The sequence below is a fragment of the Desulfoplanes sp. genome, from assembly GCF_054921335.1.
The window spans coordinates 1-17,578 of the sequence record NZ_JBUDSQ010000059.1 but is presented as its reverse complement, the minus strand read 5'-3'; the positions used below and the strand labels follow the sequence as shown (position 1 = coordinate 17,578).

Here is a 17,578-nt window from a genome sequence, read left to right as displayed (position 1 = left end):
TTTCTATCACACATCACCACGGAGAAAAAAGAATGAAAACTCAAGTACGTACAATCATAATGCTGCTGACACTTCTTATCCCAGGGGCCGCTGCGTATGCCCAGAACGATGCAGATCAGCATGCAAAGGTGTATCAGATTGCAACCAGGCTGGATGAGTACACCCGCCCGACGACATTCACTCCCACCAAGGCGATCCCGGTCAACGGCGCTCTCTCTGAAAATGTTGTGACCACCACGCAACGGCTCCTCAACAAAAAAGCACCTTTCCTCAAAAAAGGCCTCGCCAGGCCCGTAGGTGGAGACCGGTTGAGCGCATGGGAGTTAGTCAGCGATGAAGGCGGCGCGGCACATGACCAGACGGCTCCCAATCCCCTGTCCTATTATGCAGCCGGTATTTCTTCCAGCCTGCTGACCCAGGTCGAAAGGGGCATACGGATATTGGATCTGGATGTTAAGGATGTACAAGTGGAATCACGGATCATCTTCAGATGGGCAGACACTATGACAGATAGGTGGTCCGGCTATACAGACAAGGTCACGACCAATATCATCATCACGAGCAATGAGTCTTCTGAGAACATCCGTGCATTGGAAAAGCTGGCACTCAGGGCGTGGGCTGTTGGTGAAGGACTGGCAAACACAACAAGCATCGATGCAGCCGTCGTGGTCAACGCCGACAACTGGGCCGGGCTGGAACCTGGTCCCGGCAACATAGCGTCACCCGTTTCCATGGACAATGGGTTCAAGCTCACTGACGTGACTCCCGATCTCCACCTCCAGACCATACCTTTTGAAGAAGACCTCTCCCTGGACATGCACAATATACCGAATCCATTAATTTTCTCTGAAATCAGTATCGCAGAATCCGCCCATGACGCCACACGTCCCTATCTGCACAGAATCAGAGCAAAATCCCTGACGGAAAACTATGCCACCTGGGATCTGTATGCTGATGACAGCCGTGGGTATGAAGGTACGGACAAAGCCCCGACCTCGTGGGATTACTTCACCATAGGGACGTCGTTCTGCCTCATGAGCCAGCTCACTGCCAACCATGGGTATTTCCAGAAGCAGGGTGTGGATATCAAGGACTTCCGGGTCGAGCACCAGTTTGATTACCAAAAGGACAATTTCATGACACCGACCATGACGGGCCATCTCGACAACGTGATCACTCGGGTCGTCGTAACGGGTGATGCTGCAAAAGAGGCATTGGAATGTTTTGCCAGACAATCCCTTCGCACCTGTTTTGCCGGAGAAGGGATCCAGAACGAGACCGAAATGGAATCGAATGTTTATCTCAATGGAAAAATCGTAGAGCAAGAATAACACGGCTCATCCGCGACGGCGGAAGTATTCTCACGCGGATGAGCCGCACAGCATATCCCCAAACACGGTGAAATAAAGTGGACCCCAGGAGCTGGACAGCCGAGCTACAATCCCTCCACCTGGAACCGTCCGCCCGCATAGATGAGAACCTCGCTCCCATCCCGCAGATGGGCCACGACCTTCTTGTCTTCGGTATTCACCAGGTCCCAATGCAGGGCGGAATCGTTGAAGCCGAGTTCCTCTTTCAACCCCTTGTCCAGTTTGGCAATATCCCCGGCATAGGTATCCGCGTAGGACGCCCCCACGGCCACGTGGCAATTGCCGTGCTCGCCGCCAAAATTCTCGTCGTACAGGGTGTTGGCCATAAAATGGTCGATGCGCGAGAACCGGGTATCGGTCAAAGAGAATTCCCCGAGACGATTGGCGCCCTCGTCCATGTTCAACTGGTTACGGACAAATTCCTCCCCCTGTTCTGCAGTGATGCCCACGGCCTGGCCATCCTTGAATTCTAGCCGGACTCCCTTGACCAGATTGCCGCTCCGGAACGATGGCTGGTCCGCATAATAGACCCCGCTGGTCCCCCGCCAATCCGGGGAAAGAAAAAGTTCGAAGCTGGGAATGTTGTGTCCGGAGACCCCGATCCACTGCCGGTCCTGACCCGGGAGGACCCGCAGATCAACATGGTCGGAAAGAACACGATAGTAATCCACATCCATAGAATTCAACCAGTTCTTGACCGTGCCCGCCTTGGTGAAAATCTCCTCCCACCGGGCCACGGGATCCCCGTCGTTCAGATACACGGCCTTGGCGATCTGCTCCGCATACGCCTCCTGACCAAGCCCGGCATTCTCGGCCAGAGCGGGTGTGGGCATGAGACAGAGAGTCCATCCGAATTGGCCCTTGGCTTCGCGTTCATCCAGAATTTCGCGGAGATACTTTTTGCTCACCGATGCCAGTGCGATTTTTCCGGGATCGACCTCCTTCAAATGGGTCAACGAGGCGGGAGAAATAATGGAGACAAGACCGCTCAACCCCTCATAGAGTTCCTTGTCCCCAGGGGCCTTGAATCCGACCTGGAATTCCTCGGCCGCAGAAAAAAAACTTTTCTCACATCCGGGATCGGCATTGATCCGCACGACCGGATGGCAGCCCATGGCGAGCACTTCTTCTATGACATGGCGCGTCAGGGGCAATCCGCTGATGTCACTGCGCACTAAAATGATATCGCCCTTTCCATAGGGTTCCAATCGGGCCTTGGTAAGTCCCCAAACCAATACCCGGGCGTACTTTCGCAATTGGTCGTCATTGAACATATGATTATCCTGTGGTTGAAGTTGTAGACACCCCAACCTAGCCCCACGGCGAAACGGGATCAACCTTCTTCAGAATGGAGATCCCGGCAAAACCTAACCGCATTTTTTGGCGGTCCCCCCCCCATCACCCCGCAAACTCTTATACCAAACATTCATACTCTCCAGGCCACCGGCGATATTGGTGTTGTTGATCAATGTCCCGGCGTACTCGTAGCCGTTCTTTGCAAAGGTGATATTCATGCCATAGGAAGTGGCCCGGGCAATAGTATAGGCGGTTCCGCTACCCATGTCGGCGAGCATGGATTCCAGTGCTCCCATCAAAATTCCGGCAGATCCCCGGCCACGATATTCCGGCAGTGTGGCAAAATCGGTCATCTCCGCGTTGCCCGCATCCACATCCACCTCGGCCGAGGCCAGAGCGACCAAACTATCACCCTGGAAAATTCCCCGGTAGTGGACATCATGTTCCATGGTTGTGGACAGATACGCCGGGTCGTGGACAGGAAAGGGATAGGAGGCAAAGATCCGGGCGTATACCGCGGCCATCTGCACTGCGTCCGACTGATCGAGCAGTCTCGTCTCTCCCTGATCTGCCCCTTGCCCTGGGCTCATTTTTTTGCCCTGCTTGCTGCGGGCCGCCAGTAGAACATCGGCTTCCACGTCCGCATCACCGGCCTCCCTCCTCCAGTCTTTGAGATAGTAGCCCATGAACAACGCACTGCCCCGCCCTTGGAACATCCCGGGTACCGTGGCCTCGACAGAGAACCCCGCATCCATGAATTCCCGGGATACCGGTTCGGGTATCTTGGCAAAGACCTTGGAGTAACCGCGATCCCGGGCCAGATTCTTGAGCTTCTCCGGGAATCCGGGACCATCCTCCGGATGGATCTTCATCAAATAGATCCGGTCGTTGAGGGGGCCGTGCTGGATGACGGACCTGCCCAAGGATTCGATCCTGTCCCGCTGGGCATCCATCGTCCTAGACCGCATCGTCCCTCCGTTCCATCCGTTCGTTGTCGCTGGGGGTCAGACTCTGGGTCTCGTCCCAATCCGAGAGGAGCTTTTCAATACCGATGCATTGCTCCACTCCGTCGTCTTCCTTGAGCTGGAGGTTACAGGCCTCACAATTGCGATCGCAGTACTGGCTTTCGTAATTCTCGGGTTCGCTATAGGTGGTGATCACCCCTTCATAATTCCGCAGGACCACCTTTCTGGTCCCCCAGGAAATGACATAATTGGGCATGACCGGGATCTTGCCCCCCCCGCCGGGCGCGTCAATGACATAGGTGGGCACGGCGAAACCGCTGGTATGTCCCCGTAGACTCTCGATGATCTCGTACCCCTTGCCGATGGGTGTCCTGAAATGGGTCAGCCCCTCGGACATGTCGCACTGGTAGAGATAATAGGGACGAACCCGGTTGCGGACCAGCTTCTGATTGAGCGTCTTGATCAAACGCGGACAGTCGTTGACCCCGGCCAGGAGCACGCTCTGGTTGCCCAAAGGAATCCCGGCATTGGCCAGTTTGGCCAAAGCGGTCTTTGAGGATGTAGTTATCTCCCGGGGATGGTTGAAATGGGTGTTCAGCCACAGGGGATGGTGGTTGGAAAGGACACGGATCAGATCGTCCGTGACCCTGTAGGGAAGAACAACCGGCATGCGCGTCCCAATACGGACCACTTCCACGTGATCGATGGCGCTGACCTCTCCAAGAATCCAGTCGAGCTTCTCGTCGGAGAGCATGAACGGATCACCACCGGAAAGCAGCACGTCACGGACCGAGGGGGTCCTGCGGATGTACTCGATACCGGCCATGAGTTCCTTTTTGGACGGGACCGAATCCTGGTCCCCGACCTTGCGTTTTCTGGTGCAATGCCTGCAGTACATGGAGCAGAGATTGCTGATATGGAAGAGAACCCGGTCAGGGTACCTGTGGGTGATCCCGGGTACCGGACTGTCCTCGTCCTCGTGCAGGGGATCGGACATGTCGAAACGCCCGATATCCAGCTCCTTGGGAGAGGGGAAGGCCTGTCTAAAAACCGGATCATTCTCAAAGTCATCGGGATCGATCAGGGAGAGGTAGTACGGGGTCACGGCCATGGGGAACTTGGCCACGGTGAGCTCAAAGGCCCTGCGCTTGCGTTCCCCGAAATCCACGCCCAAAAGGCTCTCAAACGTGGCAACGTCATGCACGGATTTCCGGATCTGCCACTTCCAGTCCTTCCAGTTGGATTTCCATCCGTTTTTGTCGAGCTGCCTGGCAACATCCTTCTGATGGGTACTGATCGTATGCATAGGGTTCTCCTTGGTTTGTCTCGTTGTGCAATACGTAGCGTAGACAACCACGGCCCCGCATCTGGGAAAAGGGGAGAAATAGGGGGTCATTCGGGTACAGGGCCCTACCCGAAAACCCCGATCCCCCCCCCTTATCGATGTCCCGATCAAGATTAGCGGGGAGAAAACACGATCGCCACAAAAAGCAACATGCTAAGAAAAAAGGATTTTTCAGACAAAGGACATCCCCCGGTCGTACCGACGTCTTGACATCCCCCATAGCCCATGGGCTACCCAGGCTGCCTTGGGACATCCCTTTCCACCATCTCACAAGGAAACCGTATGCGTACAGACAATATCCTCGATCTCATCGGCAACACCCCGCTCATCCAACTCAAGGGGGAGAACATCTTTGCCAAGGCGGAATTCCTCAACCCCGGCGGCAGCGTCAAAGACCGTGTGGCCCTGGCCATGCTCGAAGGGGCCGAACGGGACGGTCGACTGAACCCGGATTCAATCATTGTCGAACCGACATCCGGCAACACGGGCATCGGTATCGCCCTGGTCGGTCGCCTCAAGGGGTACAAGGTACGCATCGTCATGCCGGAAAACATGAGCGATGAGCGCAAGCGGCTGATAACGTCCCTGGGAGCGGAACTCATCCTGACCCCGGCCGGGGAGAGCATCGGCGGGTCCGTGGACAAGGTCCGTGAGATCGCGGCGAACGACCCGAAGGTGTTCGTTCCCCAGCAGTTCGAGAATCCGGACAACGCTCGTATCCATTACGAGGAGACCGCCCGGGAATTGTGGCGGCAGATGAGCGGGGAGATCGATTGTTTCGTGGCAGGTGTGGGGAGCGGGGGAACATTGCAGGGAGTGAGCAGCTTTCTCAAGGAACACAAACCGGACGTACGCATCGTGGCAGTGGAGCCCAAGAACGTTTCCGCCCTGCTGGGTCATGAGCCCGGTCTGCACCAGATCCAGGGGATCGGTGACGGATTCGTGCCTGCCATCCTGGACACCTCCCTGGTGGACGAGGTCATCGAGGTCACGGATGAGGACGCCATCACCACCACCCGGGAACTGGGCCAGAATCACGGTCTGCTGGTGGGCATCTCCTCGGGGGCCAATGTCTGGGCATGCCGCAAGATGGCTCAGAGGATGGAAGGCAGCGTGGCCACCATCCTGCCGGACAGGGCCGAAAGGTATTTCAGCACGGCGTTGATGTAGATTCGACCACGAGATAACGATCCAAGGCCTGACAATCATTCCTGAACATATGCCTCGCTCATGCCGTACCGGATGGTTTCCGGCGCGGAGCGCAGTCCCTTTTCCAGTTCCGGAGTCACCGGGGTCATGGAGGTGATCGGGCCGCCCGGCTCAACAATGGTCACATAGACCCTGTCGCCCAGTTGGGGATAGAAATAGATGTTGGGGCCGACCAGACCGTGCCGTTTCTGGAAATCGGTTCCAACGGACTTGCAGGTTCCATTGAAGACAGCCCCCGGCTCTTCGGTCACTGCGAACTCCCGCCGAAAGATAACCCGCTTACGGGTAAAATGCTTCCCGACCTCCAGGATATCCACCCTCTCGACCGTTCCCACTGCCTTGATCCGGGCCTTTTCCGATCTCTCGGCATAATATTTCGGAGCCATGATCCCCAGGGCCAGGGTCCCGGCCCCAAGGATCAATCCCAGAATCAGGATCATTATGCATCGTTTGCGTGTCATGTTGATTCGACCTCCCTACGGTCTGGTTTCCCGTCTCCTATATCCTTCTATCCTTCCCCACCGTAGCCACCACGATCCCGGTGACGATGGTCACGCCCGCCACCCCATGCACCCAGGTCATGTGTTCGCCCAGAATCATCCATGCCTCGATGCCGCTGAACAGGGGCAACGAATAGTAGACAATCCCCGCCTTGACCGGGCCGATAGAAGCCACGGCCCGTGTCCAGCAGACATAGGCGAGCAGGGCCGGACCCATACCGATGAATACAAGGGAGCCGATAACCGAGGAAGGGGGCATGGCCAGGGGATGGTTCGTCCACTCCCATACAGCCCAGGGCACGAGCATGACCAGGCCGAGGATAAAGGTTGCCGTCAGATAGGTCGTGGGCTCGATCTCCCGGGGTTTCCGCCTGAGCAGGATGGAATAAGCGGCAAACACGGCCGTGGCCGCGAGCATGAGCAGATCCCCGGGATTGAAGGTCAGCCGGGCCAGAACACCCAGATCCCCGGATGTCGTCAGAAAAACCACCCCGACAACGGCCAGAACCACCCCCATGAGCCGGTGCGGGGTGATGGGATCGTGCATGAAAATCCTGGCCAGAACAATGATGAATACGGGGGAAAACACGGCAATGAGGGAAAGGTTCATGGCCGTGGTATGCCTGCCCGCGATATAGATCAGGGTGTTGAACAGGGTGATGCCCAGAAAAGAGGTGACCAGAAGATGTCCCAGATTCCCCCTGACCTCCTCCCATTGCCTCAAGAGAGAAGGCAGTCCAAAGGGCAGGAGGACCACCGTTGCAATGAGCCAACGAAAAAAGGCGATAGACACCGGAGGGAAGGCATCGGCCAGCCCCCGGGCGACAATGAAATTACCGGACCAGATAACGGTTGCGGCAAGGGCGAAGCCAAAACCGAGGAAGGCATGGGGAGAAGAAGTGCTGGAAGGACGTGACATGAAAAGACCTCGATACAACGAAAACAAAGAATGAAAAAAGAGAGAACAACGGCCCGATCAAGTTTCCCTGGGAACGCCGAGCGTCTGCTCGGTACTGGGTTTACCAACCTGGAGCAAGAGGGCAGATGCTATCGAACGGTCGCTATGCTGCAGCACCCTTCTGCCGTGCCCGAAAGGCCGACCAGACGGTCGGCGTTCCCAGGGAAAACATATACGCAAAACGGGTCACCTGCTGCATGACTGCGCTGCATCGCTATGAATCCGCGCCCCGTTCTTGTCAACGATCACCGACTATTTCCCACAACAAAGGCCGACCCTCACGGGCCGGCCTTTGTTGGTTGTTGACCTTGTACCGCTCTACTACTCGGCAGCCTTCCTGGCCGCGTCGAGCCAGCCGTTCCAGGTCGCCTTGTTCTTTTCTATCCATTCATCCACATGCCGGGAGATATCCCTGGGGGACTTCTCTCCCTCGTTCATCCGGGTGTTCTGCTCGTTCAGATCGGACAGGGGCAGCTTGAAGACCTCAAAGAACTTCTTGGCAGCCGGGTTGGCATTGACGAACTTGTTGTTGGCCACGATACGGATATCCGAAACCACAAATCCGAGATTTATCGGATCGGTGACCGCACCCTTGACCCCGGAGGCGGTCATCTTGTCCACGTCATCCTTCTGGGCCTCGGTGGGATTGATCTTGGGAACATTGATCCAGACAGCATCCTTGCCAGGTTTGAACTTGAAGATGGTCCAATTGGGGGCCCATGTGTAGAAAAAGACCGGTCCGCCACTCTTGTAACGCCCCAGTGCAGCAGCCATGCCCGCCTCGTAGGAGGCCTTGACTGCTTTGATGGAATCCTCGAGACCATAGACCTTCAAATGATGCCCAATGGTCTTTTCACAGCCCCACCCCGGAGGACAGGCGGTCAGGTCGGCCTTGCCGTCGCCATCCTCGTCAAAGGCCTTTATGACCTCGGGCCGCTTGAAATCGGCAAGAGATGTAATACCAAACTTGTCGGCCTCACGCTTGGAAACCATATATCCCTGGAGCCCACCGGCCTTGACCACATACCCGTACATGTCGGCCTTTTCAAAAAAGTTTTTTGGCATCTGGCTATTATGGATGGGAAACCACCCGTTGGCCCAATAATCCACGTCCCCGAGACAGACGGAGTTATAGAACAGGGCGTTCTGGAGATCTCTGGGCTTCTTGACGGTATAGCCCAGTTCCTCCAGACCGCGCCGGACCAGGGCCTCCTGGAAAAATCCAGTGTTCCAGGTTGCCCGGGCCGGTTTCAAGGTCACGCCCTCGCCCGGTTTCATCTCCAGGGCACTGACGGAAGAGACCGCAAGGAAACAGATACAAAGGGTCATCAAAAGGGTGGATACACGCATTCTCGCTCCTTGGTTACTGTGAGAGTTGGACCTCCCGGAAACGGAGCGATCCGTTTCCGGGAGATAGGTACACCGAATACTTATTGCGCCGCTTTCCGGGCCGTTTCGAGCCAGCCGTTCCAGGTCGCCTTATTCTTTTTGATCCATTCATCCACGTGTTTCTGGATATCCCGTGCCGACTTCTCACCCTCGTTCATCCGGGTGTTCTGCTCGTTGATGTCCAGCAGGGGAAGAGTGAATATCTCGAAAAACTTCTTGGCCGCAGGATTGTCGTTGACGAACTTGTTGTTGGCCACGATGCGGATGTCCGAAACCACGAACCCGAGCTTGACCGGATCCGAGACAGCACCCTCGATACCGGAAACGGTCATCCGGTCCTTACCCGGCATCTGCGCCTCTGTAGGCAGGATTTCGGGCACATTGATCCAGACAACATCCTTGCCGGGTTTGAACTTGAAGACGGTCCAGTTGGGAGCCCAGGTGTAGAAGAAAACGGGTCCGCCACTCTTGTACCGGCCCAGTGCAGCAGCCATGCCGGCCTCATAGGAGGCCTTGACCGGATTGATGTCGTCCTTGAGATCATAGACGTCCATGTGGTGGGCAATAATTTTTTCGCACCCCCACCCCGGAGGGCAGGCGGTCAGATCGGCCTTGCCGTCGCCGTTTTCGTCAAAGGCTTTTTTGACCTCGGGCCGCTTGAAATCATCCAGGGAGGTGATCCCGTATTTATCGGCCTCCCGTTTGGACACCAGGTATCCCTGCAGGCCGCCGGCCTTGACTACATAACCGTAGACATCGGCCTTCTTGTAAAAATTCTTGGGCATCTGACTGGTGTGGTTCGGGAACCAACCGTTGGCCCAGTAGTCCACATCACCGAGATACACGGAGTTGTAGAACAGGGGATTCGTCAGATCACGGGGACGTTTGACCTTGTAGCCGAGCTCTTCCAAACCGCGCCGGACCAGGGCCTCCAAAAAAAAGCCGGTATTCCAGGTCGCCCGGGCCGGTTTTACAGTCACGCCCTCGCCCGGTTTCATGTTCAGGGCATGGGCGGATGGCACCGCCATCAGGCAGATGACCAGAGACAGGAGTATGTTGCGTATGTTCATGTTCGTCTCCTCTATGTTTGATGGTTCGTAAAAACGTTATTTCTGGGCCATGGACTGGGTGAGACGGTCGAGCAGGATAGCCAGGAGGACAATACCCAGACCACCGACAACGGCACGCCCGATATCCAAAGTGTTCAGCCCGAGTACGACCGGTGACCCCAGTCCTCCGGCACCAATGAGGGCGGCGATGACCACCATGGACAGGGCCATCATGATCGTCTGGTTGAGTCCGGCCAGGATGGTCGGCAAGGCCAGGGGAACCTGGACCTTGCGCAGAACCTGCCAATTGGTCGCCCCGAACGCCTGGGCCGCTTCCACCAGCTCGGGGTGGACCTGACGGATACCCAGGCTGGTCAGACGAATGATCGGGGGCAGGGCAAAAATGATCGTCGCCAGAACACCGGCCACGTTACCCACGGAAAAGAGCATGACGATGGGTACCAGATAGACAAAGGGCGGGGTGGTCTGCATGGCGTCCAGAACAGGGCGGATGCCCGCTTCGAACCGATCCGAACGACCGGCAACGACCCCCAGGGGAAGCCCCATCAGGGTACAGATGATCACCGAGGCCAAAACCATGGCCAGTGTGGTCATGGAATCCTGCCACAGCCCGAGCAGCCCGATCAGGGCCATGGAGACCGCCCCAAAAACGGCCAGCCTGATTCCGGAAAATTTCCAGGCGGCCAGAGCGAGAACCGCAATGACGATAAGGGGATGCAGGGCGTTCAAGCCGCTATCCAGGATGTTGAGTAGATATTCCACAGGCATCTTCATGGCCTGGAAGATATCCCGGTAGTTGTCCACCAGCATATCCACAAACTGGGACACCCAACTATCCAATGGGATCACACTTTCTTCAAACATATATCACTCCTTGAGAGTCGATGATTTTTTCTTCATTCCCACCCAAACATCGGCAGGCAGGGGGGGGCCGGCTAATGGGTCGATTGTGGGGCGCCCCATTCTCAGCCCTGTGGTTCCTGCTCCTGATCATGCCCGTTGCGGGCTTTTTCCGTACGATGGAGTGTACTCAAGAATCGGTTTTTGGAGACCACTCCTTTGTACTTGCCGTCTTCGTCGACAACAGGAACCGGCCAGACATTGGAGGCCACGATAGGTAGAACCTCCTGCATGGATACCGACATCTCCACGGCCCGGGTGTCCGCAATGATCGCATCATCCAGACTCGTGGCCCCTTCTTCCAGGGCATCGGTCAGGGTGTCCGTGGAAACAATCCCCTGGAAACGCCGCTTGGCGTCCAGGATATATCCGTAATCCCGATCGCTCCCGCTCAGGAGCTCATGGGCCGCCCGCAGGCTGCCCTTCTTGGTCCGAATGATCGTGGGATGGCTGTCTCTGTAGATATCCCCGGCCGAAAGGACATTGGTCGGATCGACCCCTCTAAAAAATGCGCGCACATAGTCGTCGGCCGGATTCTGGAGGATCTCTTCGGGAGTGCCCACCTGGATGACCTGTCCCCCTTCCATGATCGCTATGCGGTCCCCGATACGCAGGGCCTCGTCGAGATCATGGGAGATGAACACGATGGTTCGCTGCTGTTCCTCCTGGAGATTGAGCAGTTCGTCCTGCATCTCGGTCCTGATCAGAGGATCAAGGGCGGAAAAGGCCTCGTCCATGAGCAGAATGTCCGGGTCCACGGCCAGACCGCGGGCCAACCCCACACGCTGCTGCATGCCGCCGCTGAGCTGGTTGGGATAGGAATCCTCCCACCCGGCCAGGCCGACCTGTTCAAGGGCCTCCACGGCACGCTCCCTCTGCTGATTCTTATCGGCCCCGGCCAGCTCCAACCCAAAGGCGGTATTTTCCAGGACAGTCTGGTGGGGCATGAGGGCAAAGGACTGGAACACCATGCTCATGTTGCGCAGCCTAAACGAGACCAGCTCTTTGGGACTCATGGCCGTGACATCCTGGTCGTCCACAAAGACCTTTCCGGAAGTCGGTTCGATAAGCCGGTTGAGCATACGCACCAGGGTCGATTTCCCCGAACCGGACAATCCCATAATGACAAAAATTTCACCGGACTCGATGGAAAAGCTGGCATTATCCACGCCAACCGTCATCCCGGTCTTTTCAAGAACACCGGCCTTGTCCACACCTTGTGACAAGAGCTTCATGCCCTTGCCCGGGTTGGGTCCGAATATCTTGTACAGATTCTCTACACGTATTTTTTCCATATATCTTTCTCCTCTTTGTCGGGATAAAGGTTTGTTCACGAATACGGACAATCCACCATAGACCGGGGAAAGATCATTGCTTGCGTTGCGGATCCTGGGATTCACACTCATGGATCCCATAGGGCCACACGGGTATCTTGGGTGCCTCCATCATTTCCACCAGATTTTTAAGCATGGTATCGAATTGTTCCTGTTCCTCGTCGGAAAGCGAGGACAGACTCTGGGCAAAACGCTCCTGCAGGGGCCAGGGCATCTCATCATTGAGTTTAATCCCCGCCTCGGTCAGAGAGACAAAAACCCGCCTTCGATCGACGGTGCTCCGCTCACGGATGATAAGCCCCTTGCGCTCCAACCGGTCCAGAATGCCTGTCACCGTGGCCTGACTGAGGTAGACCTGTTTGGCCAGATTCCCTGTTGTCATCTGACCTTCCTGGTTGGCCAGCTGGCGCAAACAGACCAGCTGCGGAACGGTCATCCTGTACTCCTTGCCGAGCTGCTTGTTGTGCTGGTCGATGGACCTGATGATCCTGCGCAATGATTGAAGAATGTTCGCTGCGTACTGGGTTGCCATGTGCTTCTGCTGCTCCTTGAAAACAATAAAATATCTTATTGAAAATAATTGTCATCAAATATTTCGTATACAAAATATTTATATACAAAAATTCACACGTGTCAAGTTTTGAGCAAAACATTTATAATCCAGAAATAACCTGCCCTACTTTTTAACCCATTTTGAAATATTGCGTTTCTTTCGAACTTCTGTTCCAGGCGACGATTCGTAGGGGCACCCCTTGCGGGTGCCCTTTTGGCGAGAAAACCCACATCTGAAACGTTGCCTGGATTGGGCACCCGCAAGGGGTGCCCCTACGATTTGGTTTAGTATTCCGTACGCCCCGGGTCACCTCCCATAGACAAAGCCCCCCTTGCCGCATTTGTCGGCAAGGGGGGCTTTTTTTCGTGGGAACGACGTCTTCTGCTACAAGGCCCGGGCGAGGTCGATACCGGCCTGACGCGCACTGGCCATGAGCTCTTCCTGGCCGGAAATGGCTCCCCGATCAAAGAGCCTGAGCACGGGAAATTCAGCCACAATCTCATACCCAAAGGCCTCCAGGGGCAACCGCATGGCTTCCAGGGCAAACCCCATGTCCCGGGGATCTTCCTGCTCACCGATGGCCGCAATGACCGCCCTTCGCCCCTGTCCGGCCAACCTGCTGGACCAGCCCCTGGGCCGGGTGTCTTCAAAATCATAAAAGCAGTACATCCGGTCGATAAACGCCTTCATCCATGCCGTAATATTGTAGTTATGCACCGGGGAAATCAGAACAAGCCCCTTTGATTCCTGCAACCGGGGATACATCAGGGTCATTGCGTCCTGGAACCGGGTGCATATCTTGTCCTTTCTACACCGTTCACACCCCACGCAGGGCTCGTACCTGCAGTCGCGCAGGTGCACGTCATGACATTCCTCCCCCGCTTCCCGGGCTCCGGCCAGGATGGCGTCGAGCATTTTATCAGAATTTCCTTTTTTCCGGGGACTTCCCTCCACACCAAGAATCATGGTCTCCTCCATACTGTTTCGGGTTCACCGGCGGCCATGCCGGACGACAAAGTATAGCCAGGACCCGTCCATATATGCAAACCGGGGTATTGGCCATTCCCGTTCCACGGCGCACAGGGCTGCGGAGAGTAAAGCCCCGTAGGTAAACGGTTCCGGGTTGTCCAGACAGATGGATCCAAAAATATGGTGGTCCCTGCCCAGAATGGTCCGGGTGATCATGTGCCCGGGCCGATCCTTTTCCCTGATGGAAAGGGCGCTGTACTCCGGATCAAAATCCTTGCCATCTCCCTCCATCTCCTTCCAGTCCGAACCGGGCCACATACGTGGCCAGCCTGTTCTCCAGATGATCCTTGGGCCCGCTGATCATGACCGGGGTAAGCTTGACCCCCCGGGATCTTCATACCCATCCTCGGGGGGAAAGAGCCCTTCCCCGCCAAGCTGACGCTCACAGGTCACCCCCCAGGCTCGCATGGCATCCAGAAGGGGGATGATACTCCGTCCCATCTCCGTCAGGGAATACTCCACCCGGGGCAGAGATTCCTGAAACTCGGTCCGCTGGACCATGCCGTCCCCCTCCAGTTCGCGGAGCTGCCGGGAGAGCATCCTTTCGGTGATCTCTGGCATGGTCCGCCTGAGTTGGCCGAACCGCAGAACGCCCATCCTGCCCAGATGGTAGAGGATAATGGGTTTCCATTTGCCGCCGATGATGGACAGGGTCAGTTCGAAATAACAGCGGTAGGATCGCTTGCCCAGGGTCTTGACCTTGCAGGGAGTGATGGATGTGTTCTCAGATTGTGTCATTATCGTTCCACTATACTTGATGTACGTACTTGTTCCAGGGCCGGTCTTGTGGCATAGGGACCATTCCATGAAAACGTCAACTCACAAGGAGTGATCCATGTACGCAGTAGCCTTCAACGGAAGTCCCAGGAAAAAAGGAAATACCCGACACCTTCTGGACGGGGTTCTGGCCCCTTTGAACGGGAATGGATGGGAGACCGAAGTGGTCCAGGTGGGAGGCAAAAATCTTGCGGGATGCATTGCCTGTGGCAAATGCATCAAGAACCAGGACGGCCGATGCGCGGTCAAGAATGACATGGCCAACGGGTGCATCGAGAAAATGCTCCGGGCTGATGCGATCATTATCGGCTCGCCCACCTATTTCGCAGGCGTGGCCTCGGACATCAAATCCCTCATCGACCGGGCCGGATTCGTCGCCCATGTGAACGGAGGACTTTTCGCGGGTAAGATCGGTGCGGCCGTGGTGGCTGTGCGCCGGGGCGGAGCCACCCATGTGTATGATACCATCAACCATATGTACCAGATGTCACGTATGATCCTGCCCGGGTCCACCTACTGGAACATGGGCTATGGGCTGGACAGGGGGGACGTGCTGAACGACACCGAAGGGCTGGCCAACATGAAGAACCTCGGCGAAATGATCCACTGGGTGGGTTCGGCCCTTGCACCGGTCAAAAACAGCCTGCCCCGGCCGCAACAGCAAACAGGGGCGTAATTGTCGCGGCCCTCAACCAGCCGTATCTACCGTCATCCCGGCGAAGGCCGGGATCTTGAACGACATGGGGAGATCTTTGGTGCAAATCTCTCAGCCGCGTCCTTCAAGATCCCGGATCACGTCCGGGATGACGACATTTTTCGATCTGCGCACCGTGTACTGCGCACTCCATTTTTTTCCTCTGCCCCTACCTCCCTTGCATGAGGGTGATCCTCACCCCCACCCCGATCTGTTCTTCCAGGGCGGCCTGGGTACGGTTGACCAGGGTTTCCAGCTCCTTGATCTCGTCGGAGAAAAGGGCATCGTCCATGGCTACGCTGATGGACAGGATCTCCGTGCCCATGGACCGGGTTTTCAGGATGGTGCACCGGGGGTGATCCATGTTCAGGGCAGTGGCCAGATACTCGTTGACCTGGGGGAGAGAGATCTTGATGCCCGAGATGATCAGCAGGGAATCGGCCCGTTCGGGCACTATCTCCATCTTCATCAGGAGAGAGCCGCACCCGCAGGGATCGGTAACCAGCCGGGCCATGTCCCCGGTCCGGAACCGGATCAGGGGAAAGGCTCTCACGGACAGGGTGGTCAGGACGAGTTCCCCTTCCGCGCCGGGCTCCACTGCCCTCCCCGTGGCCGGATCGACGATTTCCGTGAGAATATGGTCGTCGCTCATGTGCAGCCCGCCGTGATCCGAGCATTCGTGGGCCATGGCCGGTCCCGGGATCTCGCTCAACCCGTAGTGGCGCCAGACGCTCACATGGAGGCGTTCCTCCAGATCGGCTACATCTCCACGAGTCACGGGCTCGCCCACCAGGATGATCCGGTCGAGGTTCAGTTCGTTGGGGTTGGACTCCCGCTTGAACATGTGCTCCATGAGCTCACGGGCAAAAACGGGCGTGCTCACCAATGTGGTGGTCTTGTAGTCCCGCAGGACCATGAGGGTCTTGGCAAGGGAGAGGGATGAGTTGGGAATGACCCCTGCACCCAGGGCCTCGCCGCCGTCCTTGTAGTCCCGCGCCCAGCCCGAGAGTCCCGGGGGAAGATGGATCTGGACGATGTCCGTTTGGCCCACCCCGGCAGCCGCAAGGCTCCTGGCCACCAGTTTCTGCCAGATGAGCAGGTCCGCCCTGGTATATCCGCTCACACTGGGCCGATCGCCGGTTCCCGGGGCCGTGTGGATACGCACGATATCCCGGAGCGGTACGGCGAACAAGCCATAGGGATAATGGGTGGCCAGATGGGAACGGTCCATGAACGGCAATCTGGAAAGATCGTCCAGAGAGACGATGTTTTCAGGCAGAATCCCCGACTCTGCAAAACGGTTGCGATGAAAGGGCACGTTCTTGTAGGCCCGGTTCAGGGTTGTCTGCAGCCGTTCCAGCTTGAGCTGCTCCTTTTCCTCCATGGTCATCTGCTGCACATCGGCCATGCTCACTCCCTCCCTTCGTAAAAATCACCGTAATCGCGGCCCAGATAGGCCCGCTTGACATCGTCATCCACCAGCAGCTCGTCAGCACTCCCCTGCAGAACCACCTTGCCGGTCTCCAGAACATACCCGCGGTCCGCGATCTCCAGGGCTGCACGGGCGTTCTGCTCCACCAGCAGGATAGTCGCGCCCCGGTCCTTGAGATCCCGGATAACGCCGAAGATCATGTCCACGATCTTGGGCGCCAGCCCCATGGACGGTTCGTCCAATACGAGCAGTTGCGGCCGGGCCATGAGGGCTCTGCCGATGGCCAGCATCTGCTGTTCCCCGCCCGACAGGGTCCCGGCAGGCTGATCGGCCCGTTCCCGGAGGATGGGAAACATGGAAAGGATCATGTCCAGATCCTCCCGCGCCTGATCCCTGAGCCCCATCCGATACCGGGTGTAGGCACCCAGCTTCAGATTATCCATGACGCTCAGGGGGGCAAAGATCTGCCTGCCTTCCGGGACCATGCTGATCCCGGCCCGGACAATGGCGGGCGGCGACATCCCCTTGAGGGAACCCTCCTTGAAAACGATCCCCCCCTCCCAGGTGGTGAGCAGCCCGCACACGGCCAGAAGCAGTGAACTCTTGCCCGCCCCGTTGGCCCCGATGAGGGAGATGAGCTCCCCCTGCCTGACCGACAGGCTCACATTGTGGACCGCAACGATGCTCCCGTAGGTGCATTTCAGATTTTTTATTCGCAACATGTTTGATTTCCCAATAATTCAAACGGATACACAAC

The 17,578-nt window shown here is 56.8% G+C and carries 18 protein-coding genes; 3 read left to right on the top strand and 15 right to left on the bottom strand.

Features of this window, described 5'->3' with window-relative positions; genetic code table 11:
* Positions 1-32: 32 nt before the first annotated feature.
* A complete protein-coding gene (locus tag ACY692_RS11395; RefSeq protein ID WP_462325488.1) occupies positions 33-1,331 on the top strand; it encodes a hypothetical protein in 1,299 nt (432 codons plus the stop codon).
* A gap of 104 nt (positions 1,332-1,435) precedes the next feature.
* Here the strand turns inward: ACY692_RS11395 and ACY692_RS11390 are convergent, their stop codons facing one another.
* From ACY692_RS11390 to kamA, 3 genes are all read right to left on the bottom strand, one after another.
* Positions 1,436-2,644, bottom strand: coding sequence for an aminopeptidase (locus ACY692_RS11390; RefSeq protein ID WP_462325487.1), 1,209 nt, complete (start codon positions 2,642-2,644; stop codon positions 1,436-1,438).
* Between the two features lie 93 nt (positions 2,645-2,737).
* Positions 2,738-3,634 (bottom strand): putative beta-lysine N-acetyltransferase, encoded by an 897-nt coding sequence (gene ablB / locus ACY692_RS11385; protein ID WP_462325486.1) that lies wholly within the window; start codon positions 3,632-3,634, stop codon positions 2,738-2,740.
* Positions 3,624-4,937: a lysine 2,3-aminomutase gene (kamA, locus tag ACY692_RS11380; RefSeq protein ID WP_462325485.1), complete on the bottom strand. Its 1,314-nt coding sequence runs from the start codon at positions 4,935-4,937 to the stop codon at positions 3,624-3,626. Before kamA ends, ablB begins: the two co-directional genes overlap by 11 nt.
* Before the next feature lie 321 nt (positions 4,938-5,258).
* Here kamA and cysK point away from each other — a divergent pair, with 321 nt between their 5' ends.
* Entirely contained in the window at positions 5,259-6,146 is an 888-nt protein-coding gene (cysK, locus tag ACY692_RS11375; protein WP_462325484.1) for a cysteine synthase A, read from the top strand.
* 35 nt (positions 6,147-6,181) lie between these two features.
* On the opposite strand, the gene ACY692_RS11370 is transcribed toward cysK, so the two are convergent.
* The 10 genes from ACY692_RS11370 to ACY692_RS11325 all read right to left on the bottom strand — a co-directional run bounded on the left by ACY692_RS11370 (position 6,182) and on the right by ACY692_RS11325 (position 14,656).
* Positions 6,182-6,646 carry a hypothetical protein gene (locus tag ACY692_RS11370; protein WP_462325483.1) on the bottom strand — a complete coding sequence of 155 codons (465 nt, stop codon included), beginning with the start codon at positions 6,644-6,646 and terminating at the stop codon, positions 6,182-6,184.
* A 37-nt stretch (positions 6,647-6,683) separates the two neighbouring features.
* Positions 6,684-7,604, bottom strand: coding sequence for a DMT family transporter (locus tag ACY692_RS11365; protein ID WP_462325482.1), 921 nt, complete (start codon positions 7,602-7,604; stop codon positions 6,684-6,686).
* A gap of 360 nt (positions 7,605-7,964) precedes the next feature.
* Entirely contained in the window at positions 7,965-8,993 is a 1,029-nt protein-coding gene (proX, locus tag ACY692_RS11360; RefSeq protein WP_462325481.1) for a glycine betaine/L-proline ABC transporter substrate-binding protein ProX, read from the bottom strand.
* 80 nt (positions 8,994-9,073) lie between these two features.
* Positions 9,074-10,102, bottom strand: coding sequence for a glycine betaine/L-proline ABC transporter substrate-binding protein ProX (gene proX, locus ACY692_RS11355; RefSeq protein ID WP_462325480.1), 1,029 nt, complete (start codon positions 10,100-10,102; stop codon positions 9,074-9,076).
* Between the two features lie 36 nt (positions 10,103-10,138).
* Positions 10,139-10,966 (bottom strand): ABC transporter permease, encoded by an 828-nt coding sequence (locus ACY692_RS11350; protein WP_462325479.1) that lies wholly within the window; start codon positions 10,964-10,966, stop codon positions 10,139-10,141.
* A 101-nt stretch (positions 10,967-11,067) separates the two neighbouring features.
* Positions 11,068-12,297 (bottom strand): glycine betaine/L-proline ABC transporter ATP-binding protein ProV, encoded by a 1,230-nt coding sequence (proV, locus tag ACY692_RS11345; RefSeq protein WP_462325478.1) that lies wholly within the window; start codon positions 12,295-12,297, stop codon positions 11,068-11,070.
* Between the two features lie 73 nt (positions 12,298-12,370).
* On the bottom strand, positions 12,371-12,868 hold the full coding sequence (locus ACY692_RS11340) for a MarR family winged helix-turn-helix transcriptional regulator (RefSeq protein WP_462325477.1): 498 nt from the start codon (positions 12,866-12,868) through the stop codon (positions 12,371-12,373).
* Positions 12,869-13,273: 405 nt separating this feature from the next.
* A complete protein-coding gene (locus ACY692_RS11335; RefSeq protein WP_462325476.1) occupies positions 13,274-13,855 on the bottom strand; it encodes a flavodoxin family protein in 582 nt (193 codons plus the stop codon).
* 24 nt (positions 13,856-13,879) lie between these two features.
* Positions 13,880-14,176 (bottom strand): hypothetical protein, encoded by a 297-nt coding sequence (locus tag ACY692_RS11330; RefSeq protein ID WP_462325475.1) that lies wholly within the window; start codon positions 14,174-14,176, stop codon positions 13,880-13,882.
* Positions 14,177-14,218: 42 nt separating this feature from the next.
* Positions 14,219-14,656 (bottom strand): winged helix-turn-helix transcriptional regulator, encoded by a 438-nt coding sequence (locus ACY692_RS11325; RefSeq protein WP_462325474.1) that lies wholly within the window; start codon positions 14,654-14,656, stop codon positions 14,219-14,221.
* A 97-nt stretch (positions 14,657-14,753) separates the two neighbouring features.
* Between ACY692_RS11325 and ACY692_RS11320 the strand changes: the two genes are divergently transcribed.
* Entirely contained in the window at positions 14,754-15,371 is a 618-nt protein-coding gene (locus ACY692_RS11320; RefSeq protein WP_462325473.1) for a flavodoxin family protein, read from the top strand.
* A 187-nt stretch (positions 15,372-15,558) separates the two neighbouring features.
* Here ACY692_RS11320 and ACY692_RS11315 read toward each other — a convergent pair whose 3' ends face one another.
* Complete coding sequence (locus ACY692_RS11315; protein ID WP_462325472.1) at positions 15,559-16,797, bottom strand: phenylacetate--CoA ligase family protein; 1,239 nt, start codon at positions 16,795-16,797, stop codon at positions 15,559-15,561.
* A 2-nt stretch (positions 16,798-16,799) separates the two neighbouring features.
* A complete protein-coding gene (locus ACY692_RS11310; protein ID WP_462325471.1) occupies positions 16,800-17,543 on the bottom strand; it encodes an ABC transporter ATP-binding protein in 744 nt (247 codons plus the stop codon).
* Positions 17,544-17,578: the final 35 nt, after the last annotated feature.